At 67.2% G+C, this 26096-nt stretch carries 18 protein-coding genes and 1 tRNA gene; 8 read left to right on the plus strand and 11 right to left on the minus strand.

What is annotated here, in order from left to right:
• Positions 1–29: 29 nt before the first annotated feature.
• Entirely contained in the window at positions 30–1334 is a 1305-nt protein-coding gene (locus tag MLJ35_RS08115; protein WP_243383903.1) for a hypothetical protein, read from the minus strand.
• 50 nt (positions 1335–1384) lie between these two features.
• Between MLJ35_RS08115 and MLJ35_RS08120 the strand changes: the two genes are divergently transcribed.
• On the plus strand, positions 1385–1909 hold the full coding sequence (locus tag MLJ35_RS08120) for a class IV adenylate cyclase (protein ID WP_243383904.1): 525 nt from the start codon (positions 1385–1387) through the stop codon (positions 1907–1909).
• Between the two features lie 60 nt (positions 1910–1969).
• Here MLJ35_RS08120 and MLJ35_RS08125 read toward each other — a convergent pair whose 3' ends face one another.
• Positions 1970–3124 carry a trans-sulfuration enzyme family protein gene (locus MLJ35_RS08125; RefSeq protein WP_243383905.1) on the minus strand — a complete coding sequence of 385 codons (1155 nt, stop codon included), beginning with the start codon at positions 3122–3124 and terminating at the stop codon, positions 1970–1972.
• 42 nt (positions 3125–3166) lie between these two features.
• Here MLJ35_RS08125 and MLJ35_RS08130 point away from each other — a divergent pair, with 42 nt between their 5' ends.
• Positions 3167–3580: a hypothetical protein gene (locus tag MLJ35_RS08130; RefSeq protein WP_243383906.1), complete on the plus strand. Its 414-nt coding sequence runs from the start codon at positions 3167–3169 to the stop codon at positions 3578–3580.
• A gap of 23 nt (positions 3581–3603) precedes the next feature.
• Here the strand turns inward: MLJ35_RS08130 and MLJ35_RS08135 are convergent, their stop codons facing one another.
• The 8 genes from MLJ35_RS08135 to MLJ35_RS08170 form a co-directional block, all read right to left on the minus strand.
• Positions 3604–4998 carry a serine/threonine-protein kinase gene (locus MLJ35_RS08135; RefSeq protein WP_243383907.1) on the minus strand — a complete coding sequence of 465 codons (1395 nt, stop codon included), beginning with the start codon at positions 4996–4998 and terminating at the stop codon, positions 3604–3606.
• Positions 4999–5060: 62 nt separating this feature from the next.
• A complete protein-coding gene (ligA, locus tag MLJ35_RS08140; RefSeq protein ID WP_243383908.1) occupies positions 5061–7061 on the minus strand; it encodes an NAD-dependent DNA ligase LigA in 2001 nt (666 codons plus the stop codon).
• Positions 7061–8146 carry a rod shape-determining protein RodA gene (gene rodA / locus MLJ35_RS08145; RefSeq protein WP_243383909.1) on the minus strand — a complete coding sequence of 362 codons (1086 nt, stop codon included), beginning with the start codon at positions 8144–8146 and terminating at the stop codon, positions 7061–7063. The genes ligA and rodA overlap by 1 nt, the downstream gene beginning before the upstream one ends.
• Positions 8143–10029, minus strand: coding sequence for a penicillin-binding protein 2 (gene mrdA, locus MLJ35_RS08150; RefSeq protein WP_243383910.1), 1887 nt, complete (start codon positions 10027–10029; stop codon positions 8143–8145). Before mrdA ends, rodA begins: the two co-directional genes overlap by 4 nt.
• A complete protein-coding gene (locus MLJ35_RS08155) occupies positions 10029–10517 on the minus strand; it encodes a hypothetical protein (protein WP_243383911.1) in 489 nt (162 codons plus the stop codon). The genes mrdA and MLJ35_RS08155 overlap by 1 nt, the downstream gene beginning before the upstream one ends.
• On the minus strand, positions 10514–11401 hold the full coding sequence (gene mreC / locus MLJ35_RS08160; RefSeq protein ID WP_243383912.1) for a rod shape-determining protein MreC: 888 nt from the start codon (positions 11399–11401) through the stop codon (positions 10514–10516). Before mreC ends, MLJ35_RS08155 begins: the two co-directional genes overlap by 4 nt.
• Before the next feature lie 19 nt (positions 11402–11420).
• Positions 11421–12464, minus strand: a complete 1044-nt coding sequence (gene mreB, locus MLJ35_RS08165; RefSeq protein WP_338028450.1) for a rod shape-determining protein — start codon at positions 12462–12464, stop codon at positions 11421–11423.
• Positions 12465–12709: 245 nt separating this feature from the next.
• Positions 12710–13003: a glutaredoxin family protein gene (locus MLJ35_RS08170; protein ID WP_243383913.1), complete on the minus strand. Its 294-nt coding sequence runs from the start codon at positions 13001–13003 to the stop codon at positions 12710–12712.
• A gap of 54 nt (positions 13004–13057) precedes the next feature.
• On the opposite strand from MLJ35_RS08170, the gene MLJ35_RS08175 reads away from it, so the two are divergent.
• Entirely contained in the window at positions 13058–13669 is a 612-nt protein-coding gene (locus MLJ35_RS08175; RefSeq protein ID WP_243322645.1) for a hypothetical protein, read from the plus strand.
• A gap of 52 nt (positions 13670–13721) precedes the next feature.
• On the opposite strand, the gene MLJ35_RS08180 is transcribed toward MLJ35_RS08175, so the two are convergent.
• A tRNA-Phe gene (locus MLJ35_RS08180) sits at positions 13722–13797 on the minus strand.
• Between the two features lie 105 nt (positions 13798–13902).
• On the opposite strand from MLJ35_RS08180, the gene MLJ35_RS08185 reads away from it, so the two are divergent.
• The 5 genes from MLJ35_RS08185 (at position 13903) to MLJ35_RS08205 (ending at position 26062) form a co-directional block, all read left to right on the plus strand.
• The gene (locus tag MLJ35_RS08185) at positions 13903–14583 is read left to right on the plus strand and encodes a YfgM family protein (protein WP_243383914.1); all 681 of its coding nucleotides are present in this window, start codon (positions 13903–13905) and stop codon (positions 14581–14583) included.
• Positions 14584–14608: 25 nt separating this feature from the next.
• Entirely contained in the window at positions 14609–15913 is a 1305-nt protein-coding gene (locus MLJ35_RS08190) for a thymidine phosphorylase (protein WP_243383915.1), read from the plus strand.
• Positions 15914–16156: 243 nt separating this feature from the next.
• Positions 16157–19192: a TonB-dependent receptor gene (locus MLJ35_RS08195; RefSeq protein WP_243383916.1), complete on the plus strand. Its 3036-nt coding sequence runs from the start codon at positions 16157–16159 to the stop codon at positions 19190–19192.
• Between the two features lie 418 nt (positions 19193–19610).
• Positions 19611–22559, plus strand: coding sequence for a TonB-dependent receptor (locus MLJ35_RS08200; RefSeq protein WP_243383917.1), 2949 nt, complete (start codon positions 19611–19613; stop codon positions 22557–22559).
• A 323-nt stretch (positions 22560–22882) separates the two neighbouring features.
• Positions 22883–26062, plus strand: a complete 3180-nt coding sequence (locus tag MLJ35_RS08205; RefSeq protein WP_243383918.1) for a TonB-dependent receptor — start codon at positions 22883–22885, stop codon at positions 26060–26062.
• The last annotated feature ends 34 nt before the right edge of the window (positions 26063–26096 follow it).

Here is a 26096-nt window from a genome sequence, read left to right on the forward strand (position 1 = left end):
TGGGCCGGAGGCGTGTCTGGAATCTGACGCTAGCGCAACAGCTTCTTCAAGACCCGTACCCGTTCCACTTCCACCAGGCGGACCAGCAGGACCCGGTCCCCCACCCAGATCCAGGCGACGCCCAGGGGTTCGCGCAAGGCGACCTCGGGGCCTCCGGGCAGCCAGCCCTTGACGGAGACGCGCAGGTTCAGGGCGGCGCGCCAATCCGGACGGAAGGCCTCGTTCAGCGCCTGGCGCTGGCGCTCCGGCGGCAGGGCGCTCTCGTTCCACCGCTGGTCCCAGGCATCGAAGGCCCCGTTGTCCCGCCAGGCCCAGGCCGCGTCCCAGGCGGGCCAAGGCAGCGCCCCCTCGGGCACCGGGGTCCAGTCCACCCCCGTCATCGGGCTCGTGCGGCGGGCCATCCCCTCGTCGGCGAGAGGCGAAGCCAGGGCCATGCGCTGAGGCGGGTGGGCCGTGAGCAGCCCCGGTCCCGCGGCGGCGCGGCGCCACCGGCCCTCCTTCAGAACCCAGGCGGCCCACCCCTGGACGCCTCCGTACCAAAGGCGGTCCGCCCGCGGGAACCAGAGGCGGTCCCCCGCGTGCCAGGGCAGCTCGATGCGGGCCCCGGGCAGGTCCCGGCCATCGTCCGACAGGGCCTCCAGCTTCGTGGCCAGGCCCCGGGGCGGAGGGGGGAGACCCGCTTCGTCCCAGGCGGCGAGGGTGGCTTCCCCCAGATCGGTCTCCAGGGGCAGGACGCCGACCAGAAGGCGGGATTCCGCCCGGGGATCCGGTTTTTCGAAAAAGCCCAGCAGCACGGCCTTCCCGTCCCAGCTGAATCGGCTCCAGGGCCCGGACTCCGTGGACCAGATCACCCGGCCCTCGGGCACCTCCAGCAGCCGAGTCTCGTAGCGGCCGTCTCCCATCTGGAGGGTGACCAGCAGGCGGTTGCCCTTGCCCGGATCCAGCCGAGCGGAGGAAAGGGGGGCATCGAATCGGTACCGGCGCCATTCCAGCCCGCGCCAGAGGACGACCTCGCTCCGTCCCTGGGGACCGTTCAGGGCTAGGCCCTGGTCGCCAAGGTAGGGCGAGGCCGGCTCCCAGGGTGTCCCGAAGCCGCCTTCGAAGGGCCAGGGCTCGGACTGGTCCGGGTCCAGGGCCCCCTGGAAGCGGGGCGCCCAGCCATCCTCCAGCCTCAGCTCGGCGAGGGTCTCACTGCCGCCAAAGCTCATCACCGCGGGGGCGTCCGCCGCGCCCACCCCGCCCGAGGTCACCGGACGCGGCGCCTGCACCACCGCGAAGAGCAGCAGCATGGCGGCGATGAAGAGGGTGGCGATGATGTACCGTTGTGGGATCACGATGGGACCGCAGAGACAGCACCATCATGCCTGATCGGAGGCGCGCCGCGATGAAGCACAAACCCGCCGTGGAGACCGAGCTCAAGCTGCGCATCCCGGCCACGGGGCCCTACCGCGCCCTGCTGGAGGCTCTCGGGTTTCGCGAGGTCATCCCCGCCCAGGCCGAGGTGAGCGTGCTCTGGGACCGGGATGGCGAGCTTCGGGCCGCGGGCTCGGCGTTGCGGACCCGGCGCTTCGCCGGGGCCTTCCGGCTGACCTGGAAGGGCCCCAAGGTGCCGGACCCCATGCTCAAGATCCGCCCGGAGCACGAGGCTGGCATCGACGACGGCGAATCCCTGGAGGCCATCCTCCGCGCCCTGGGCTACGTCCCCGTGCTGCGCATGGAGAAGCGCCGGGCTGTGTGGGAGCGGGAGGAACTGGAGGCCTGCCTCGACGAGACCCCCTTCGGCTGCTACCTGGAGCTGGAGGGCGACCCCCAGGCCATCCGCGCCGCCATGGAGGGCTTGGGCCTCGCCCCCGACCGCGCGGAGCCCCGCAGCTACCCTGAGCTCTACCAGGCCCACGGACTCGGTTAGGCCCCTAAAAGAAGAACCGCCAACCGCGGAGAATCAACCGCCCGGATGGGTCGGCGCGATTTAGACCTTCAGCACCTGCTCCAGGTCCTCGATGAGGTCCTGGACGTCCTCCACGCCCACGCTGAGGCGCAGGAGGTTGTCGTTGATGCCGAGGCGCTGGCGGTCGGCCTCGGGCACGCTGCCGTGGGTCATGCTGGCGGGGTGGCAGACCAGGCTCTCCACGCCACCGAGGCTCTCGGCCAGGGAGAAGACCTTGAAGCTGGAGGCCATGCGGCGCGTGCGCTCCGCGTCGCCCGTGTCGAAGCTGACGATGCCCGAGAAGCCTTTCATCTGCTGCTTGGCCAGGGCGTGCTGGGGGTGGGACTCCAGACCCGGGTAGTAGACGGCCTTCAGGTCCTTGCGGGCCTCCAGCCAGCGGGCGATCTGGAGGGCGCTCTGGTTGTGGCGCTCCATGCGCAGGTGCAGCGTCTTGGTGCCACGCAGGATGAGCCAGGACTCCATGGGCGAGAGGATGCCGCCGGCGGCCTTCTGGTGGAACCGCAGGCCCTCTGCGATGTCGTCGCGGCTGGTGATGGCGATGCCGCCGATGGTGTCGCTGTGGCCGTTCAGGTACTTGGTGGTGGAGTGGAAGACGAGGTCAGCCCCCAGCTCCAGGGGGCGCTGGTTGTAGGGCGTGGCGAAAGTGTTGTCCACGGCCAGCACGGCCGTGCAGCCCGCCTCCGTCATCACGCGGCGCACGCCGGGGATGTCCGTGAGGCCCAGCATGGGATTGGTGGGCGTCTCCAGCATCACCAGCTTCGTGTTGGGACGCAGCGCCGCCTTGAAGGCCGCCAGATCGCCCGTGTCCACCTGGGTGTAGGTGAGGCCGAAGCGGGTCATTACCTTGTCCAGCAGGCGGAAGGTGCCGCCGTAGACGTTGTCGCCCAGCACCACGTGGTCGCCGCTGGAGAGCTGCTCGAAGATGGCCTGCACCGCCGCCATGCCTGAACCGAAGGCCATGCCGTGGGCCCCGCCCTCGAGGGCCGCCAGGTTGGCCTCCAGCGCGTCGCGGGTGGGGTTGCGCACGCGGGCGTAGTCGAAGCCCTTGTTCTGGCCCAGGCCCTCCTGCACGTAGGTGCTGGTGAAGAAGACGGGCGTCATGATGGCGCCGCTGGTGGGATCCGGGCTCTGGCCGGCGTGGATGCAGCGGGTGTCGAAACGGCCTTGGGGATTCATGGGACCATCCTTCCTGGTCCACCAGTGTGAAGGTGAGCGTCCATGAGGAAAAGCATCGCTTTGGTTTCTATGCTGGCGGTCCTCCTGGCTTGTCGATCCGACAAGCCCGAGGACCGGATCCGGAAGGCCTTCGAATCCTGTCGCGCCGCCGTGGAGGACGGGGACGCGGCGGCCGCCGTGGGGCCTCTGGACCCGGCCTTCCGCGGCCCAGAAGGCATGGACAAAGGTGGCGCCCGGCTGTTCCTCACGGGCCTCCTGAGGCAGGACAAGGTGGGTGTGACCGTGCTGCGCAACGACCTCGCCGTGCGGGGAAACGAGGCCTTCCAGGAGGTGGACCTCATCATCACGGGCCGCCAAGGCGGTCTCCTGCCCCGGGACGCCACGCGCCGATCCTTCGGCCTGCGCTGGCGGAAGGCCGGCGACGACTGGCGGATCCTGGAGATCCAGGAGCGCTAGGAACGTCAAGAACGCTGGGAGCGCTAATCCCCCAGGTAGGCCATGAACTCCTGGTGCAGCTCCAGGGGGAGGTGGCAGGCGGCGGCCTCCTCATCCACGAGCTGAGCGCAGCGGGGGACCGCCTTCAGGAGCGAGGCCGGAATGCCCCCATCCCGGGCGTGGCGCAGGCTCTGCATCATGGCCTCCCGCCAGCCCAGGCGGTAGAGCGTGACCAGCAGCATGGCGTGGGCCCTTGCATTGCCCGGATCGATGGCGAGGGCCTGGAGCAATTGGCGTCGCGTGGTTTCCAGGACATCCTTCCGGACTTCCGCCTGGCCCGCGGGACGCTTTTCCAGTGGAACCTCCCCCTCATGCTCCGGAGCCGGCGCGACCCCTCCGGCCCTGGCGACCCCCCGGGGCCCCGAACCCGGGGACGGGGGCCTCGCAGGGGGGGTGTCCCGGGGGCGCCCGGAGGCAGCGGGGGCAGAGGCGGGGAGTTCCCTCGGCACTGTGGCCTCCTGGGCTCTCGCGGGCCGAGGCGCAGGAGCCGCTGGGAACGGGGCCGGGGCCCCGCGGGGCGGCGGGGGACCGGCGTGGAGGCACTCCGGGCTCCAGCGCCAGTTCGGATCCTTGGCGGCCCTCAGGGCCGCCGCCAGGGCCTCGGCGCTCTGGAACCGGTTCGCCGGGTCCTTGGCCAAGGCGCCGCTCAGGAGGTTCCAGACGTCGCGGCTGATGCCGTGGAAGGCCGTGGGCAGGAGGGGCGGCGGAGGCTCGTGCAGCAGGCGGTAGATCACGGCGCCGGGATTGGGCCCGTCGAAGGGGGGGATGCCCGTCAGCGTCTCGTAGAGGACCACCCCCACGGCGAACAGGTCGCTGCGGGCATCCGGACGGCCCCCCTGGAGGTACTCCGGCGCCATGTAGGTCACGGTGCCGAAGACGATGCCCTCATCCGTGGTGTCGGTGTTGAAGATCTTGGCCACCCCGAAATCCAGAACCTTGGCCTGGAGGGCCTTCCCGTCCCACACCACCCGGATGTTGGACGGCTTGATGTCCCGGTGCAGCACCTGGTGCTGGTGGGCCACCGCCAGCCCGTCGCAGACCTGGGCCAGCACCTCGAGGGTGTCCCGCGGCGAGAGGGTGCCCGCCCGGATGAGCGTGGCCAAGTCTTCGCCCTTCACCAGCTCCATGGCGAGGTAGAGCACCCCCTGCTCCTCCCCCATCTCATGGATGGTGACGATGTTCGGATGGTTCAGCGCCCCGGCGGCCCGGGCCTCCCGGGCGAACCGCTCGCGCGCCTCGGGCCCCGCGGCCGCCGAGGCCTGGATGACCTTGATGGCCACCTCCCGCCCGATGATGGGATCGCGGCCCACGTAGACATCGCCCATGCTTCCCTGAGCCAGCAGGCGGAGAATGTCGAACTTGCCGAGGCGCGTGAGCACGGGACTTTCCAAGGATTCGGCCCCGATCATCGGACGATCCCCAAGCCGGCGTCCAGGCCTTTTCAGTCCCCCTGCCCCAGCAGCCAGCCCTCGTCCCGCACGGGAATGCCCAGGGCCTCGGCCTTGGCCAGCTTGGAGCCGGCCTTCTCCCCGGCCACCAGCAGCGTGGTCTTGGCGCTGACGCTGCCCGTGACCTTCGCCCCCAGGCGCTTCAGCAAGGCCTCAGCCTCCTCCCGGGAGAGCGTGGGCAGGGTGCCGGTGACGACGGCCACCTCGCCGGAGAGCGGCAGGCCGCTCCGGTCGCGGGGTTCTGGCGGAGTTGGATGGATGCCCAGGGCGGACAGCCGCGCGGGCAGGTCCGGGTGCAGGGCCGCAAAGGCGCGCAGGGCGGCGGCGACCTTGGGACCCACTTCCTCCACGGCCTGGAGGCGGCCCTCTTCGGCCGTCCACAGCGCCTCCAGTGACGGGTAGGCCTCCGCCAGCAGCTCCGCGGTGCGGGCGCCCACCATGGGGATGCCCAGGGCGTGGAGCCACCGGGACAGGGGCTTCGTGCGGGCCGCCGCCAGGGCGTCCATGAGGTTCTGGGCGGATTTCTCCGCCATGCGCTCCAGGTTCGACAGGTACGCCAGACCCAGCAGGGGCTCCTCCAGCAGGGTGAAGATCTCCCAGGGCTGCTGGAAGCGGCTCGACGCCACCAGCTGCTCCACCAGGGCCTCGCCCATCCCCTCGATGTCCAGGGCGGACCGCCCGCCGAAGTGGAGCATCCGCGCCACCAGCTTGGCCGGGCACTCGGGGTTCAGGCAGCGGATGGCCACCTCGGCGTCATCGGCCTTGCCCACCTCGCCGCCGCACACGGGGCAGACGGGAGGTACCTCCGGCGCCGGCAGGTCGCGGTCCTCTTCTCCGGGCACCAGGGCCACCACCTTGGGGATGACCTCCCCGCCCTTCTCGATGAACACGCGGTGGCCCACCTTCAGGCCCAGGCGAGCCAGCTCGTCGGCGTTGTGGAGCGTCGCCCTGCGCACGGTGGAGCCCGCCACCTCCACGGCCTCAAGCTCCGCCACCGGCGTGAGCTTGCCCGTGCGGCCCACCTGCCAGGTGATGCCCAGCACCGTGGTGGTCACCTGCGTGGCGGGGTACTTGAAGGCGATGGCCCAGCGCGGCACGCGATCCGTGGCGCCCAGCCGCTGCTGAAGGTCGGCATCGAGCACCTTGATCACCACCCCGTCCGTGTCGAACGGGAGCTTCTGGCGAGCCTCGGCCTGGGTGAAGATGAAGGCCAGCATGGCCTCCAGGTCCCCGGTGGCATGGGCAGGCATGACCCCGAAGCCCCAGGCGCCGAGGTGGACCATGGACCGGGCGTGATCTTCTGCCGGGCCGCCATCCCAGAGCGCCTGCCAGGGCAGGAAGGACAGCCCGCGGCTGGCCACCTCCCGGCTGTCCAGCAGCTTCATGGTGCCGCTTGCGGCGTTGCGGGGGTTGGCGAAGCGGGCCTCGCCCCGGGCGTCCCGCTGGCGGTTCAGCTCCTCCCATCGCTTGCGGGACAGGAACACCTCGCCGCGCACGGTGAGCGTGTCCGGGGCGTTCTCGGGCAGCCGCATGGGGATGTCCGCGATGGTCCGCGCGTTCTCCGTCACCAATTCCCCGGTCTCGCCGTCGCCGCGGGTGAGGGCCTCCACCAGCTCGCCTTTCTCGTAGCGCAGCGACAGCGACAGCCCATCCACTTTCAGCTCTGCCGCGTACCGCGGCGGAGCCTCCGGCGCGAGCTTCCGCCACTTGGTCTCCCAGTCGCGCAGTTCCGCTTCGGAATAGGCGTTGTCGAGGCTCAGCATGGGCGTGGCGTGGCGGCGCTTCTCGAAGGCCTCCACGGGCGGCGCGCCCACGCGCAGGGTGGGGCTGTTGGGATCGGCCAGCTCGGGATGGGCGGCCTCCAGGTCGCGCAGCTCCCGCTCCAGGGCATCGTACTCCGCGTCGGAGACGGTGGGCTGGTCCAGCACGTAGTACCGGTGGCGGTGCTGCCGCACCTGGTCAGCCAGCTGCTTCATGCGGGTCCGGAGATCCATCACTTCACCTTCGACCGGTACAGGATGCCCATGATGAGCCCCAGGGCGAGGAAGAAGCTGAGGGTGCTGCTGCCCCCGGCACTGAAGAAGGGCAGCACCATGCCCTTGTTGGGCAGGGCCCCGGCCACCATGCCCACGTTCACCAGCAGGTGCAGGGCGAAGATGCCCGCCGCCCCGGCGCAGAAGTAGGCCTCGGCGGTGGTGTGGGCGGCCTTGGCCGCGTCGAGGATGCGGCCGAGCAGGAGGCCGAAGAGGCCCAGGGCCAGCAGCACGCCCAGGAAGCCCCGCTCCTCCGCCCACACGCTGAAGGCGAAGTCGGTGGTCTTCACCGGCAGGAAGTTCAGCTGGGTCTGGGAGCCGCTGGTGAAACCCTTGCCGATGAGGCCGCCGGAACCGATGGCGATGCGGCTCTGATTCACCTGGTAGCCCTTGCCCTGGAGGTCGCTGGAGGGATCCAGGAAGATCATCACCCGCTGCTTCTGATAGGGCTTCAGCACGACTTTCCACGCAGCGAACCCACCCACCGTCACCAGCAGCAGGAGGGCCACCACCCACCGCGCCCGGAGCCCCTTCATGAGGGGGATGATGAGCAGGATGGGCAGGAAGCTGAGGGCCATGCCGAGGTCGGGCTGGCGCTGGACGAGCAGCATGGGAAAGGCCACCAGGCCCACCGCGCCCAGCAGCTCGAGGCGGCCGATGCTGTCCGCGGGCCGGGAGCCCAGGCGCTGGGACACGTAGAGCAGCGTCACCCACTTCATGAGCTCCGAGGGCTGGAAGGTCTGGCCGGCCACCACGAACCAGCGGGTGGCGCCTCCGATCTTCTTGCCCACCACCAGCACCGCCGCCAGGGCCGCCAAGCCCAGCAGGTAGGCGGGAAAGCTGTAGCGGAGGACGCGGCGGGGGTTCGTGTTCGCCAGCAGGAGCATCAGCGCCAGCCCCATGAGGTTCCAGACGGTCTGCTTGAGCCAGATGGTGGCCTGGGGCGTGTTCCGGCCCGCCGAATAGAGGGTCAGCGTGCCCAGGGCCATGAGGGCGAGGATGACCCACAGCAACCGGGAATCCAGGGCTCGGACGCGATCCTTCATTCCGCCGCCTCCGCAGGAGGGGCGAAGGGATCCACCATGCGGCCCCTCGGGGGCGGGATGGGATTCTTCACGCGATCCACGAACCAGTACTTCACGAGCTTGGCGGCGATGGGCGCGGCGGCGGTGGAGCCGAAGCCCGCGTTCTCCACCACCACGGCGAAGGCGATCTGGGGCTTGTCGTGGGGCGCGTAGCCCGCGAAGAGGGCGTGGTCCTTCAGGTGCTTGGCCTGGCGGGCGTAGTGGCTCTTGTCCACGAAGGTGGCCACCTGGGCCGTGCCGGTCTTGCCCACGAAGGGGGCTTCCCGCGCGATCTCCCGGATGAAGGGGTTGGCCGCGGCGGTTCCGCTCTGGACCACCTCGTACAGCCCCTCGTCCAGCACCGCCCAGAGCCTCGGATCGAGCGGTGTCTCCTTGGTGCCCGGGGGAGGCGCGGGCTCCAGCTGATTGGTCTGGTCGCTGCGGAAGCCGTAGAAGAGGTGGGGCGTGAGCACCTTCCCCCGGGTGGCCAGCGTGGCGTAGAACCGCGCCAGGCCAATGGGCGTGACGCCCACGGCCCCCTGGCCGATGCCCACGCTGATGGTCTCGCCGGCATACCATTTGGGATCCTTGGGCACGGCCTTGCGCTTCCAGGCCCGGCTGGGGATGCGGGTGCGCTTCTCCCGGGGCAGGTCGATGCCCGTGCGCTCCGTCAGGCCGTACTTCTCCGCCGTGGCGTAGATGTCGTCCACATCCAGCCGGGAGGCCACCTCGTAGAAGTAGACGTCGCAGCTCTGGGCGATGGCCTGGACCAGGTTCAGGCCCCCGTGGCCCGTGGGCTTGTCGCAGCGGAAGTCGCGGCCGTAGAAGTTCTTCTTCCCGGCGCAGTAGATCACGGTCTGGGGGGTGATGACGCCCTTCTCCAGACCCGCCAGAGCCACCAGAAGCTTGAAGGTGGAGCCCGGCGCGTAGATGCCCTGGATGGCCCGGTTGATCATGGGGCGCGTGGGATTGTTCAGGTAGCGGTCCACCATCTCCTGGCTGAGGCGGTTGAGGAAGAGGTTCGGATCGTACGAAGGGCTGGAGTACATGGCCAGGATGCCGCCGTCGCGGAGGTCGAGCACCACGGCCGCGCCGGCCTCCTCTCCGTAGGCGTCCTGCATGACCTTCTGGAGGCCCGCGTCCAGGGTGAGGTAGAGGCTGTGACCCGCGACGGCGTCCGTCTGGCCGAAGTGGGCGACTTCCGTGCCCAGCTGGTCCACGAGGATGCGCCGCTGGCCGTCCACCCCCTTGAGCTTGTCGTTGCCGCTGGCTTCGAAGCCCTCCTTCCCGATGGTCTCGCCCAGCCGGAAGACATCGGGATTGGCCTTCATCATCGGCTCGTCCACCTCACCCACGTACCCCAGCACGTGACCCGCCAGCTCGTCGCCGAGATACACACGCCGCGGCGCCACGTCCACACTGAGGAAGGGGAAGCGGGCCCGGACCCGCTCCGCCTGAGCGATGCCCACATCATCCAGGTTCTCCTTAAGTACCAGCGGACGGCCCTTCCCGGCCAGACGGTAGCTCTGGATCTTCCGCATGAGCCCGGCCGGGTCCAACTCCAGGGCCTGGGCCAGGCTCTGCACGACTTCCGGTCGGGTGGGGAGATCCTCCCGCTGGATGACGAGATGCAACGCGCGGCGGTTGTCCACGAGGCGGTAGCCGTTGCGGTCCAGCACCAGGCCCCGCGGTGCGGCGATGGGGCGGATCTTCACCGCCTGCTGCATGGCCAGCTGCTTGAACTCTCCGTGCCGGACGATCTGGAGCCAGGCGTAGATCAGCACCAGCAGGGCCACCAGGCCCCAGGCCAGGCCCTTGAACACCCCGAGGCGGCGGTGGAGGAGGGGGCGCTGCCGGGGGTCCATCAGCCCAGCCGGGGAGAAGGCCCGGAGTACAGCAGGCGCCAGGTCGCCCAGCCCCAGAGCGGAAGGCTGAGGAAGGCCCAGAACCAGCCGGAGCCCCAGGCATGCGGGCCCGCGGCCAGACGCACGGCCGCGTGGACCAGGAGGGTGTGCGCGACGACCAGGCAGGCCAGCCGCGCCAGCCAACCCTTCAGACCTTCCAGCGGCCAGCGGCCCGCCATCCAGCCGGCCGCCAAGGTCAAGGTCATGTCGGCCCAGGCCGTCCCGCCCAGGTGTGGATAGAGTCGCAGGGATCCCTCGAAGGCCCAGCCGGCGGCCGCCGCCCAGAGCACGCCCGTCAGAGCAGAGCCCGCCCGGGGCGCCAGGGCCAGCACCAGCAGCACATGCACCACGGCCTGGAGCCGCGGGAAGGGGGCGCAGAGGAACACCAGGCCCAGGGCGGCCGCGCACAGGAGGTTCTGACGCATGGCGGAAGGAGCCGGGATCCTCATGGCGTCCCCCGCTTGCGCTGCGGCTTCTGCTCCGGCGCCACGAAGGGCGGCTGCACTTCCAGCGGCGGCTGGGCGGGCAGCAGCAGCACGGTGGAGATCCGATCCAGAGGCGCCGACAGGTTCACCTGCACCTTCAGCTCCAGGTCGCCGCGCGCCACCTCGGCCACGTAGCCCACCAGGAGGCCCCGGGGAAACACGCGGTCCAGGCCCGACGTGAGGACGGCTTCGCCCACCTGCACCACCTCCTGGTTGCTGATGTAGCGGATCAGGGCGCGCCCGGACCCCAGGCCCTGGAGCACGCCCGTCGCGCGGCTGCGCATGAGCATGACGGCCACGGAAGCGTTCGGCGCGTCCGCCGGCAGGATCTTCGACTGGGTGGGCCCCACGGACCAGAGGCGACCCACGATGCCCTCGGGCACCAGCACGCCCTGATCCGCCACCAGGCCCAGGTCCTGGCCCCGATCCAGGATGAGCCCCCCGAAGGCGGCGGGCCGCGTGCTGAAGATCACCCGTGCCCCCTTCAGATCCAGGGGGACCTGCCGCTTCAGCCCCAGGAGCCGCACGGCCTCGTCCGCCTCCATCAGCCGGGGCGCCTCCTGTGCCATCTGGGTCCGCAACTGCGCAAGCTCCGCGCGCAACCGTTCATTCTCGGCCTGGGTCTCCGCGAAGCTGCGGGCCGACACCCGCCGGGCCGCCCGCCACTGCGTCCACCGGGACGCCAGGCCCTGTCCGGGCTTCGAGAGGACATCGGCGGCGCGCGCCCAGTGACGGCCGGGATGCGGGCCCAGCAGGACCCAGGTTCCGTGGCCCAGCCACAGGAGGAGGACGAGCAGGCGCTGCCAGCCCGTGCGGCTCCATCCCCACTTGGCTGCGCGGAGGGCCATCTGTCGAACCTCCCGCCAGCTAGTCGAGGATCTGGATGCGGCGCAGGAGCGGGATGTTCTCCAGCAGGAGCGCGGTTCCCCGAACCACGGCGGTCTGGGGATCCTCGGCGCGGAAGACCGGCAGGTGGGTCTCCTTGCGCAGCCGCTCGTCCAGGCCCTGGATCAGCGAGCCGCCGCCCGTGAGGCAGATGCCGCGATCGATGAGGTCGGCCGCCAGCTGGGGGGGCGTCTCGTTGAGGGCCTTGCGGACCAGGTCAATGATGGCGTTGATGGGCTCGGCCAGCGCCTCGCGGATCTCCGCGTCGTTGAGTGTCAGGGTCTTGGGCAGGCCCTCGAACTGGTCCCGGCCGCTCACCTCCATGGTGCGCGTCAGCTCCGAGGGGAAGGCCGATCCCAGCGTCCACTTCACTTCCTCGGCCGAGGCCTCGGAGATCAGCACGTTGTACTTCTCGCGGATGTACTTGATCACCGCCTCGTCCATCTCGTCGCCGGCGATGAGGATGGAATCCGAGAACACCTTGCCGTTGTAGCTGATGACGGCCACGTCCGTGGTGCCGCCGCCGATGTCGACGATCATGCAGCCGCGCTTCTCATTGATGGCGAGGCCCGCGCCGATGGCGGCCACCATGGTCTGGTCCACGATGAAGACCTCGCCGGCCTTGGCGTCGTAGCAGACCTGCTTCACGGCCCGGCGCGCCACCTGGTGGGCCCGGGGCGGCACGCTCACCACGATGCGGGTGCGGGCGATGCCGCGGTTGGGCCGGGCCTTGGAGATGAACTGAGCCAGCATCTTCTCGGCGGCGTCCACCTCGAAGATCATGCCGTCCTTCATGGGTCGGATGGTGCGCACGCCCTGGGGGGCCCGGCCCAGCAGCTGCTTGGCCTCGTCGCCCACGGCCTCCACGTCATGGGTGACCGTGTTCACGGCCACGATGGAGGGCTCGTAGATGACAATGCGGCCCGCCTGCTTCGTATGGATCAGGGTCGACGCCGTGCCGAGGTCGATGGCGAGGTCCGAATTGAAGATGTTGGACCAGAACTGGCTGGAAAAAATGCTGGCCACTGGCGGCTCCCGGAGAACCTCCTAGAGTGCCACGAACCACCCCTCCCCGGCCAGCCGAGGAACATCCGCCCGCCGGGCCCTGGAGCGGCGTTGCATCCCCGCGGCCAGCAGCTCCTCCACCTCCCGACCCTGTGGGTCGCGGAACAGGCTGCGGGGCCGCCTGTGGAGCGGGGCCCCACAGGGAGGGAATCACGCCCGGGTGGGTCGAAGTCCCCGATCACCCATGGCGCGTGTCCGGGGCGGCGTTACATCCCCGCGGCCAGCAGCTCCTCCACCAGCAGGTTCCCGTCCAGCCGCTGGGGCAGCTCCTTGTGGTAGCCCCGGACCCAGCGCCTCCCGTTCACCAGCACGAACGGAATGGCCCGCTTCCCGGTCTCCGTCTCGAGTTTTTCCGCGGCACCCGGGGTCGTCTCGATGTCCACCTTCCGGTAACCCACGCCCTGACCCGCCAGCCAAGTCTCCAGGCGGCGGCAATCCGGGCACCAGGCGGCGCTGTAGACCGCCAGATCTAGGCCCTTCAGGTCATCAATTCGACTCATGCGATCCTCCCGGACCTGTCATTCTGGAGTTTAGATGCCTTTGTTGGGGGTTCCATGTCCAAGATGACCCATCGAGCCGGCCTGATCGCGGTGCCGGCCCTGTTCCTCGCTCTCGCCCTGGGCTGCGGCAAGGCCGTCAAGCCGGATTCCAGCCGCGTCATTGCCAACATCGGCGGGAGCAAGCTCACCGAAGCCGAGTTCCAGGACATCGTGAAGAGCCTGTCTCCAGATCCCAAGGAAGCCCAGGCCTTCCTGACGGACGCCGCCGCGCGCAACGACCGGGCCCAACTCGCCCAGCGCATCGCCATGTCGCGGGCCATCACCACCTATGCGGCGCAGACGGGGCTCGACCAGGATCCCTCCGTGAAGCGCCAGCTGGAGCAGCAGCAGGCCAACGTCTACTTCCAGGCCCTGATGAAGAAGCGCATGGCGGGCATGAACCCCACCGACGAGCAGCTCCAGGCCTTCTACAAGGAGCGCGTCGAAGCGCTCAAGACCCAGGGCCGTGCCCAGGGCATCCCCCCCTTCGAGACGGTCAAGTCCCAGCTGCCCGAGCTCTGGCGCCAGCAGCACATGCAGACCCTCAGCGACCAGATCCAGAACGAGGTCAAGCAGAAGGTCCCCGTCACCCTGGCCGACGACTACCGGCCGGCGGGGGCGGAATAGGAACCTTTCGCGCGCTCGCGAACCAAGGCCCCCGGTTGGGGGCCTTGATTTTTGGTGCCTGGAGACGGAATCGAACCGCCGACACATGGATTTTCAATCCATTGCTCTACCAACTGAGCTACCCAGGCGGGAAGAGCCAGCATATCAGGCAGCGGCGCATTTTCAAGTGCCGGAACCGGGGGGATTGGTGCATCCTCAATGGTTTGAGTGCTGCTCCGACAGAGAGGTCCGCCATGGCCCGTCCCACCAAGAACCGCGAGATTCAGGTCCAGAAGCCAGCGCAGAGCCTGGCCCATTTCCAGACCAAGCTGGGCAAGAACGAGGACGAGGATGGGGGGCTTCTGAAGCCCATCCTCATCGGCATCGGGGCCCTGGTGCTGGCGGGGCTCGCCTACGGCGGCTGGAGTGCCTATCAAACCCAGGCCGTGGAGAAGCACGAGGCCGCCCTCTCGGCGCTGGAAATGGAAGTCGAGGGTGATGGCGTGACGCCCGTCCCCCCCGCGGAGGTGGAGAAGCGCATGCGGGAGCGCCTGGGCCGCCTGGAGGCCCTCGTGAACCAGGCGCCCTCGTCGCGGAAGGCCGCCACCGCGGGATTGCTGAGCAGCTGGCGCCTGGCCCTGGACGGGAAAGAGCAGGCCCCGAACAAGGCTGACGACCCCTGGGGCAAGATCCGCCTCGCCCAGCGGGCCCTGGCCCTGGGGCAGGCCGATGCCGCGCGGGCCCAGCTGGAAGGCCTCCGGGCCAAGGCCACCCCCGGCGAGCCCTGGGCTGAGGCCTTCTGGGCCAGCCAGATGGATGTGGACCGTCTGGCCGGTGACCGTGCGCAGGCCATGAAGGACCTGGCCGAGTACAAGGCCCGCTTCAAGGGCCGCGGTGACGTCGGCACCTTCGAAAGCCTGATCCAGAGCATCTGAGGGCCTTCGGCCGAGGAGTCATCCCATGCGGATGTACGACCTGATCTACACCAAGAAGCTGGGCGGCGCCCTGTCGCCTGAGCAGATCGCCTACTGGGTCAAGGGTGCGGCCGACGGCAGCGTCCCCGACGAGCAGAGCGCCTCGCTGCTGATGGCCATCTGCTGGCGCGGCATGACCACCGAGGAGACCCTGGCCCTCACCCTGGCCATGCGCGACTCCGGCAAGCGGATGGACCTCTCCGCCGTGCCCGGCACCAAGGTGGACAAGCACAGCACCGGCGGGGTGGGCGACAAGACCACCCTCATCCTCGGTCCCATCGTGGCGGCCTGCGGCGTGCCCTGCCCCATGTTCAGCGGCCGCGGCCTGGGCCACACCGGGGGCACCGTGGACAAGTTCGCCGCCGTCCCTGGCCTCAAGGTGGAGCTCACGGACGCGGAATTCATCCGCAGCCTGAAGGAGACCCGCTTCGCCAACTCCGCGCCCACGGGGAACATTGCCCCCGCGGACAAGAAGCTCTACGCCCTGCGCGACACCACCGCCACCGTCGAGAGCATCCCCCTCATCACCGCCAGCATCATGTCGAAGAAGCTGGCCGGGGGCGCCGACGCGCTGGTGCTGGACGTGAAGTGCGGCCCGACCGCCTTCATGAAGACCCTGGAGGACGCCCGGACCCTGGCCCAGAGCATGGTGGACGTGGGCACCGCCCACGGCATGCAGATCCGCGCCCTCATCACCCGCATGGATGCTCCCCTCGGCTGGGCCATCGGCAACGCCCTCGAGGTCATGGAGTCCGTGGAGATCCTCCGCGGCGAGCACAGCGATTCCGAGCTGGCCCAGATGAGCTTCCGCCTAGCTGCTGAGATGCTGATCATGGGCGGCGGCGCCAAGACGCTGCCCGAGGCCCAGGCCCTGGTGGAGGCCAGCATCCAGGACGGCTCGGCCCTGGAGACCCTGCGGCGCTTCGTGGCCCTCAACGGCGGGGATGCCACGGCCCTGGACGACTTCAGCCGCCTGCCCCAGGCCGGTCAGACCCTGGACATCCGGGCCGATCGGGCCGGCTACGTGTCCGCCATCGACGGCCGCGCCCTGGGTCTCCTCGCCATGGAGCTGGGCGCAGGGCGAAAGGATCAGAAGGACGTGCTGGATCTCGGCGTGGGGATCCGGGTTCGCGCCACCGTCGGCCAGCGGATCGAGCCGGGGGACGTGGTCTTCACGGCCCATGCCAAGGCCGGCTACTTGCTGAAGCCGGACGCCTACCTGGCCACCCTGGAACTCGCGGCGGCGCGGCCCGCGGAGGCCCCCTGGCTGCTGGACAGCATCGGCTGCTGAGTCTCAATAAAGCGGACAAGTGCGCCCTTGCCGGCAAGGGTTCCCGAAAATTTATAAAAAAAGACGATTGACCTGGGTCCAGCCGCTATAATGCGACCCAACCAGAATCGATCTTTTCCACGATGAAGTCCCAGACGTCAAGCCTGGGGGCCCGAGCGGACCCTTGATCGACGACGTCTGGTGGAGGACCCGTGTTCACCCTCGGGACCTGCGATGCATGGCCCCGATTTCCATGGAGGCTGTATGCATGGACGTTTTTCCCACCTCGGCCGTCTGACGGCCCTCCTCGCACTCGGCGGGGTGATCCTGTGCGCACAGGACGCCACGACGGGCGCCATCTCGGGGACGGTGACCGCCCCGAACGGGGCCCCGGTCGCCGGCGCGAAGGTCATCCTTGATGGCGGCCGCGGCCAGGTTGTCCGCGTGACCGACGCCAACGGTGCCTTCAAGGCCTCCGCCCTGATTCCCGGCCAGTACCACCTCACGGTGACGGCGGCCGGCTACGAGACGGCGACGAAGCTCATCGCCACCGCCTCCATCAACACCCTGACGCCCGTCCGGGTCACCATGACCAAGGCGGCAGGCGCCGTGGTCGAGGTCATCGCCGCCTCCCAGGTCCTGGACACCACCACCCAGACCTCGGGTTCGACCTACACCGCCGAGACCATCTCCGCCCTCCCCCTGGGCCGGTCCTTCTCCTCCGTGGTGAATCTGGCCCCTGGCGTCTCCAGCAGCGGTATCGACGCCAACAACCCCTCCGTGGGCGGTTCGTCCGGCCTTGAGAACCAGTACATCATCGATGGCGTCAACACCACGGGCGCCGGCTACGGGGCCAGCGGATCGTATTCCATCGTCTACGGATCCCTCGGAACCGGCATCAACACCGACTTCATCAGTGAGGTGCAGATCAAGAGCTTCGGCATGGACGCCGAGTTCGGCGGCGCCACCGGCGGCATGGTCAACGCTGTCACCAAGACCGGTGACAACTCCCTGCATGCCCAGGTTTTCACCTATTTCGACATCGACAGCCTCCAGGCCAAGGACAAGGTCCCGCCCCGGATCGATCCGACCCTCCGGATCACTCCGTCTTTCGACAGCAGGGACCGCTATGAAATCGGCTTCACGGTCTCCGGCCCCATCATCAAGGACCGCCTCTTCTACTTCATCGGTTACAACCCCATCCGCACCAAGGTGAAGCGGACCCAGGTGGATCCCGACCAGCCCTACTACGGCCGGCAGGTCGAGCAGAAGACCGAGACGGACACCTACTACGGAAAACTGAACTGGATGATCACCACCACCCAGTCACTGGAATTCAGCATCTTCGGGGATCCCGGCAAGCTGCCCTTCGGCCCCAACCTCACCAACGCCATCTACAACGCCCCCTATTCCTGGGAGGAAGTGGAGTTCGGCGGCCGCAACTGGACCTTGAAATACAACGGTGTGTTCTTCAACGACTTCCTGGTGGAGGCCCGGGTCTCCCAGGCCAACAACAAGTTCCGGCGGAAGCTGGATCCCGCCGTGCAGGCCACCTTCCGGGTGACGGACGTCTACACCGGCTTCGCCTATGCCCCCGGCCCCGGATTCGTGGACGGCACCGACGACCGGAACCGCCAGTACGACCTCAAGCTGACCAAGACCTTTGGCCCCGTCGAAATGAAGGTGGGCTACTTCAAGGAGGACATCGACCACAAGGGCGGCAACACCTATCAAGGCCCCGCGGGCTTCGTGGATCCGCACACCACGGCCACCGGCCAGCCCTACTCCAGCGGCGCCCTGGTCAGCCAGCGCTACTACATGCTGGATCCCACCCTCGTCGATGTGAACGGGCACACGCCCCTCAACAACATCGCCCCCTACTGGCGCATCACCCGCGCCCGCACCTCGCCTCCCCTCATCCCCACCTCGGCGCCTTGGGAAGGCTACTTCATCCAGGCGAAGTACTCATGGAACAACCGCCTGTTCGTGAAGGCCGGGTTCCGCTGGGAGCAGGAGGACATGAAGGGCCTGCAGCAGACCTACAAGTTCAAGGCCCAGGACGCCATGGCGCCCCGCCTCTCCATCACCTGGGATCCGGAAGGTGACGGCCGGAACAAGATCTACGCCTTCTACGGCAAGTACTTCGAGAAGGTCCCCCTGGATCTCGCGGTCCGCTCCCTCAGCACCGAGGTCGGCGTGAGCCGGTCCGACTTCTACAACATCAGCAGCGGCTACAACGGCCTCAGCAACCCCATCGAGAATGGCGTGTCCATCCGCGACGTCCGTCCGGACACGGTCAATGGCTACGGCATCGCCGGCAGCACCAACTCCACCCACTTCATCGGGAGCCAGGGGTTCCTGACGCCTGTGCTTCCCAATACCAAACTTCCCTACACGAACGAGTATGTCCTCGGCTGGGACATGCGCCCCTCCGAAGGGCTCACCCTCAGCAACCGGATCATCTACCGCTCCGTGGGCCGCGTCCTCGAGGACCTGGGCATCGACGGCGGCAACAACCTGCCCTATTTCATCGGCAACCCCGGCGAGAACACCGACGTGATCACCTCCATGGCGGCGGCCATCGACCCCACCCTGGGAAACAGCATCACCCCCACCGCTTCCTGGCCCAAACCCAAGCGTGATTACTGGGCCTTCGAATTCGAGGCGACGAAGAACGCCAAGAACTGGATGGCCTTCTTCAACCTCCGGCTCTCCCGGCTCGAAGGAAACTATGAGGGCCTGTTCCGCAATGACAACGGCCAGAGCGATCCGAACATCACCTCGCTCTTCGATTTCTCCCTGGAGTACATGAAGAAGTACGAAACCCCTGGCAATCCCGATTACCACCCCCGTGGTTTGACGGGTGACGAGGCCTTCGCCTCGGGCCCCCTCCCCAACGACCGCACCGTCGTGGCCAATGGTGGCTTTACCTACCAGTGGGACTTCGGCTTCTCTCTCACCACCCTGGTCAAGTTCCAGACAGGCACGCCCCTGAACAAGCTCTATGGCCTCATCGACTACGACAACAGCGGCGAGCTCGCCGCCGGCGGCCGGGGCTCCATGGGGCGCACCCCCAACACCCTGAACTTCGATCTGAGCGGCCAGTACGTCTGGAAGCTGGCCAACAAGCACCAGATCTCCGCCCGCATCGATGTGTTCAACCTGTGGAACGTCCACAAGCCGGTCACCTACGACCAGAACTACGAGGCCTCGGTGGATGCCCCCAACGGCAACTTCATGAACGTGCTGACCTACCAGACAGCCCGCCGGATCCGGTTGGGTCTGAAGTACCAGTTCTGATCCACCCTCGCCACGAGGACTACGGGCCCCTTCGGGGGCCCGTTTTACGTCTGCCGAACCCGGTCAAACCTGCAGGCTCGGCCCAGCCCGCATGGTCTTCCGGGTAGACCAAAGAAAATACCGTCTCACCCGTTCAGACAGCTTCTTGACACTGCGATAACCTCGCAAGTAGAGGCATGCCTTCGAAGCTAAAGTGGAGTGCCGATTCGGTCGAATCGGTTCCCAACTTTCTGGCCGAATTCACAAAAATTAATATCCCTCGCAAGACAATGGCCGCATCATCGTGCTCTGATCTTTCTCCCCTTTAATGCCTTCTGCCGTCCCCGATGCCTGGGCAATTCCCCGGGCGCCCTCGGAGATCGCGGATGTTTTTTCAACGCAGAGCCGCCCTGTCCGGCTCTGGTCTTCGGAGGATGCAATGCATCTCTTGAACAACCGCCTGGGCCGCCTCACGGCCCTCATCGCCCTGGGCGGGGCAGCGCTGTACTCGCAGGGCACCCAGACTGCGAACATCACCGGCACGGTGGTCGACGCCGCTGGCGCCCCCGTGGCTGGCGTCACTGTCCGCCTCACCTCCCCCGCCCTCCAGGGCGTCCGCACCTACGTCACGGACGCGACGGGCAAGTTCATCGCCCGCCTGCTGCCTCCCGGCCTCTACACCATCCAGTACACCAAGGACGGCCTCGAGACCCGGAAGATCACCGAGCAGATCGGCATCGACCAGACCTTCAGCCCCAAGGTCACCCTGAGCAAGGCTGGTGGCGCCGTGGTCGAAGTGATCGCCGCCGCTCCCGCCGTGGACAAGACTGACGTCAAGACCGCCAGCAACTACCGCAACGACACTGTCGATCTCCTTCCCAACGCCCGCACGATGGAAGGCGTCGCCCTCCTCACCCCCGGCGTCACGGCCGGCGTGGGCGGCCGCGTGCAGATCCGCGGCGCCATGACCTCCGGCAACCTCTACCTGCTGGACGGCCAGAACATCGCCGACAACGCCTACAACAACCGCGGCGTCCGCACCATCGATGACTCCATCGAAGAGACCCAGGTCATCACCGGCGCCATGTCCGCCGAGTACGGCGACGTGGACGGCGGCGTCATCAACTCCATCACCCGCTCGGGCGGCAACGAGTTCTCCGGCTCCCTCCGCTGGGAACTGAGCAACGCCGCGTGGAATGCCACGGCCCCCACGCAGGACCGCACCAAGATCAACAACGTGCTCAACGAAGAGAAGACCCTCTTCCTGAGCGGGCCCATCCTCAAGGACCGCCTGTGGTTCGCCGCCTCCTTCTTCAAGACGGATCAGGCCACCGCCGGCGCCATCACGCGCAACCAGAAGGATGTCTACGGCCTCTGGCCCGCCGGCACCAACCTGAACGGTCCCGAGGGCCTGAACGCGGGCTACACCGCGACCTCCAAGGAAATCCGCAGGCAGGCGAAGCTGACCTGGTCCGTCAACCAGGACCACACGGTCATCGCGTCGTTCATGAACTCCAGCACCGACCAGATCAACCGCAACTACTCCGCGGCCGAGCTGCGTTCCCTGGTGCCCCAGATCAACACCAGCGAGTTCTGGAAGTTGTCCTGGCGCGCCGCCTGGGCCACCAACTTCACCACGGAACTGAACATCGGCAACAAGAAGCAGAACCTCTCCGCCGGCGGCTCGCCCAACGGCGAGAGCCCCTTCTACACCTACGGCATCGGCGGCTACAGCAACAACGGCATCTTCAACAGCGCCGACGGCGGTGACGAGCGCGACAACCGCACCTACAACGTCAAGGCCAGCCTCTTCTGGGATGCCGCCGGCAGCCACCAGACCGACTTCGGCATCGACTACTACGAGGGCAAGCGCCAGGCCAAGAACGAGCAGACACCCACCGGCTACATCTTCGGTGTCTATGGCCTGAACCTGGCCACCCGCCAGGCCTTTGGCGCCGACGTCTGGACCTACCAGAGCGGGTCCGGCTCCGCCAAGAACTACTCCTACGGCCTCTACGTCAACGACAAGTGGAGCCTCAACCAGCACTGGAACTTCCAGCTGGGTCTGCGCTTCGACAAGTACAAGGCCAAGAACGAGGGCGGCACCGAGACCGCCGGCGCCGACGGCCTGTCCCCCCGCCTGGGCCTGAAGTACGACCTCTTCGGCGACAGCAAGCACATCTTCGGCCTGAGCTACGCCCGCTACAACGCCAAGGTGCTGGAGGGCATCACCAACTCTGTCACCAGCCAGGGCAACCCCACCGAGATCGACTACGCCTACATCGGACCCTGGCAGCCCATGAGCCTGACGGCCCTGCAGGACCTGTCCCTCTACGACATCGGCGGCACGCCCACCTACTACAACGATCCCAAGCTGAACGTGCGCCTGAGCAATGACCTCAAGGCCCCCACCGTCGATGAAGTGCAGGGCAGCTACGCCTACTCCTTCAACTACGGCCCCATGGGCGACGGCTACGTCAAGGTCACCGGCGTCTACAAGAAGTGGAAGAACCTCATCGACTACAGCGTGGGCAACATGGGCACCGTGTCCGATCCCACGGGCACCCCGATCTATATCCGCGTGTGGGACAACAACCCGGATGCCCAGCGCAAGTACAAGGGCCTGGAGCTCGAGGGCAGCTACAACCGCAATGAGTGGAGCTTCCTGGGCAACATCACCTGGAGCGAGCTCAAGGGCAACTACGAGGGCGAGAGCACCAACTCCCCCGGCCGCGGCGAGGGCCTGAACAACTTCAACGTCCAGGATGGCGTGGCCCTCTACGACCGCAACTGGACCACCCCCGAAGGCTACCTCACCGGCCACGTGCCCATCCGCATGCGCGTCACGGGCAACCGCACCTACCTGAACTCCTTCGGCAAGACCTCCATCGGCCTGGTCTACCGCTTCGACGCCGGTTCCCACTACAGCGACACCCGCAACATCACCCCGCGGGCCCTGGGTGGTACGAGCACAATCGCGGACCCGAACTACGATCCCACCCGCGCGCTCAGTGACACCAACAACCCCTACCTGACGAACCTCAGCAGCCAGTTCGGCACCGCGGCCACTCAGTACATGAACCAGCAGCGCGGCACCGGCGTCTACAACGCCGCCTCCTACCTGGACCTGGCCATCACCCACGACTTCCCCCTGTTCAAGGTGGCGGGCAAGGACGTGACGGCCTTCGGCAAGGTGGTCATCGGCAACGTGTTCAACCACCAGCAGCTCGTCACCTTCGACACGTCCTACAACTCGGCGCCTCAGGCCGTGGCCGGCGGCAGTGTGAACTCCCCCTGGATTCGCACCTCCGCCTTCGGCAAACCGACCAGCTACCTCAGCTACGGCACGGCCCGCACCATCACCGCATCCGCCGGCTTCCGCTTCTAATTGGGAACGCCGCTTTCGGAAAGAGGCCCGCAAGGGCCTCTTTCCTTATGTACTAAGAAAAATTATGTCGAAAGATCTAGACGGATTAGCATCTCATTGCGATGTATGTATTCCCGGACTCAAGGTCAAATTTATTTGTAAAGTTCTTGGAACCTGGCCTATCCTTTCGACACTCGTCCCCGCTCTTTGGCAGTCCTCCGAATTCGGAACCGCCCCCGCCGCAGACCCTGCGGCGGACTTGTTTACCCCCACTCGACCCCGCTTTTTCTCGCTTTTTACCTGCACCATGCGGCATTGCCGCCTTCCCCCCAAAAGGAGTTTCTATGAATCGTGTCTTAACCCGGCTGGGCTTCACGGCCGCCGCCATCGTCGCCGGGAGCGGCATCGTCGCGCACGCGCAGACGGCCACCACCGGTGCCATCAGCGGCGCGGTGACGGATGGCAAGGGCGCCCCGATCGCCGGTGCGACCGTCCGCCTGACCTCCGCCCAGACCACGCGCCAGGCGGTGACGGGCGCCGACGGCTCCTTCCGCCTCGGCCTCCTGAACCCCGGTGCCTGGACCATCGAGGTCACCAAGTCGGGCCTTCAGAAGTTCACCCAGAACCTCAACGTCCTGGTGAACCAGACCCAGCCCGTCAACATCAAGATGGCCTCCGAGGCGGCCACCGTGGTCGAGGTGCTCGGCACCACCGCCACCGTGGACACCACCACCACCCAGACGGGTCTGGTGACCTCCATGGACAACCTGTCCGCCATCCCCAAGGGCCGCGACATGAGCACCGTGGCCTTGCTGGCTCCCGGCGTCGTCGCCGGCGGCACCTTCGGAACCGGTCTCAATCAGCACAACGACCCCTCCATCGGCGGCGGTTCCGGCGCCGAGAACAGCTACGTCGTGGACGGCCTCTCCACCACCAACACGGCCCGCGGCTTCCAGGGCGCGCAGCTCGTGACCGACTTCATCGACCAGGTGGAAGTCCAGACCGGCGGCTTCAAGCCCGAGTTCAGCGCCCTCGGCGGTGTGGTCAACGCCATCACGAAGTCCGGCACCAATGCCTTCAAGGGTTCCGCCTGGGCCACCTGGGACGCCATCGGCATCCAGGCCGTGCCCAAGAGGAACGACTACTTCAAGCAGGAACCCGCCAGCAGCCGCTATGACCTCGGCGGCGAGGTGAGCGGTCCCATCATCAAGGACAAGCTCTTCTTCTTCGTCGGCGTGGACGGCAGCAAGACCGAGTCCCCCGAGAGCAACAACTTGCCCAACCGCAGCGGCCTCCGCAACGGAGACGAAACCCTGGACGCTTTCCAGGTCATCGGCAAGATTAACTGGTACCTGACCCAGGACCAGCAGATCACCTTCTCGGCCAACGTGAACAACACGAAGGACGATTTCCCCAACCAGTACCCCGGAACCCTGGGCAACGCCCAGCTGGGCTACAACGCCAAGCTGACTGTCCAGAACTTCGTGCTGAACTACGACTGGAACATCAGCCCCAGCCTGTTCCTCAGCGCCAAGCTGGGCACCACCCAGTACAAGACCACCAACAATCCCACGGATACCACGCATGTCCGCGTGACTGACTACCTCTGGGAGGAGACCGGCCCCGGCTTCCTCAACGGCGATCCCAATGCCGGCAGCGGCCTGGCCTTTGCGCGTGGCGGCGCGGGCTACTACGTGGGTGAAGACAAGACGCAGACCACCCAGGCCCGTGTGGACCTGAGCTGGTTCGTGGGCAACCACAACATGAAGTTCGGCGTGTCCCAGCTCACCTCCAAGTACACGGAAGTCGCCGCCACCTCCGGTGGTGAGCGCGTTTCGATCAACCCTCTGGGCTCGTCCACCCAGATCATCCGCCAGTTCCTTCACACCAACGCCACCGTGAAGGCGATCATCGGCGCCGTCTACGCCCAGGACACCTGGGATGTGGGCGCCGGCGTGAAGCTGATGTATGGCTTCCGCTTCGAGACCCAGGACCAGCGGGATCTCCACGACAAGTCCTTCATGAAGTTTGACAAGTTCAGCGACTACATCCAGCCCCGCCTGGGCTTCACCTGGGACGTGAACCAGGATGGCAAGACCAAGGTCAGCGGCAACTACGCCAAGTACTTCGAGCAGATCCCCCAGCGCATGGCCATTCGCGTCTACGCGAACGAGACCTACCTGCGCTACAACTACCGTCCCTCCAACTCCACCTACGACAACGCCACCGGTGCCTACACCTACGGGGCCACGCCGAACACCATCACCGACTACGGCACGCCCTTCAGCTTCGACCCTATCGCCGAGGGCACCAAGCTCCCCGAGCGCAATGAGTACATCCTGGGCGTGGACCACACCTTCGCCAGCGGCTGGACCGCGGGCGTCCACGCCAAGTACCGCGAGCTGAAGAACCCCATGGAAGACATGGTGTTCACCGATCAGTACGGCAACCCTTACGATGAGGGTCCGGCCATCTCCTACACCGCCGGCGGCACTCCCCGCTACGGCGCTGGCGCGGCCGTCATCGGCAATCCCGGTGCCTTCCAGCAGTGGCGTCCGAATGCGAAGAGCATGACCAACGTGATCCTCGCGGGCGGACCCGGCAGCTCCACGTATTTCGGCTATCCCTACCCCTACAACAGCTACGGCATCAACATCCTGGACTACTACAACCCCGCCACGGGCCTCTTCACGGTCCAGAACACCGGGTATGAGAAGGCCGGCAACAAGTACTCCAGCGTGGACTTCACCCTGGACAAGAAGACCGACCGTGACACCTTCAGCTTCAGCTACACCTGGAGCCGCCTGGAAGGCAACTACGAGGGCGTGGTGTCCAGCTCCAATGGCCAGGCGGATGGCAACATCACCGCCAGCTTCGACTACTTCCCCTATGTGGGCTGGGGCCTGCTGCCCAACGACCGCACCCACGTGGTCAAGCTCTTCGCCAGCCACCGCTTCGACTTCTTCGGCGGCGATCTGAACGTGGGCGTCAACTGGACCTACCAGAGCGGCACCCCCAACAGCGCCTGGGATGACGGCTCCCTCACCCACGGCAAGGCCCCGGGCTACGACACGGCCCACCTCGGCTACCTCGATTACGACAACAACACCACCCTGAGTGGCAACCCCGTCGTCATCTCCTCCGAGGCCGCCTACAACGATGTCAACAACTGGGGTCCTGATGGCGTTGGTACCCAGTGGATCGGCCCCGCGTCCGACACCTACAATTTCCTCGACATCGGCTTCTACGGCGATGCCGTGGCCACCAACGGGAAGCAGGGCGACGCCGGCCGCTCGCCCGCGCTGAACAACGTGGACCTGCACCTCGACTGGGCCTACAAGATCGGCAAGAAGTACAAGCTGATCCCCAGCGTGGACGTGTTCAACCTGTTCAACACCCGCTACGCCACTGGCCAGCTCCAGCAGGCTACCGACCAGGGCGGCACCGCAGATGTCCGCTACGGCGCTGCCAACGGCTGGCAGGTCGGCCGCCGCTACCGGTTCGGCGTGAAGTTCCAGTTCTAATCGGAACCCACGACCGCAATGAAAACGGGCCCTT

The sequence above is a fragment of the Geothrix alkalitolerans genome (assembly GCF_022808885.1).
GTDB lineage: Bacteria > Acidobacteriota > Holophagae > Holophagales > Holophagaceae > Geothrix > Geothrix alkalitolerans.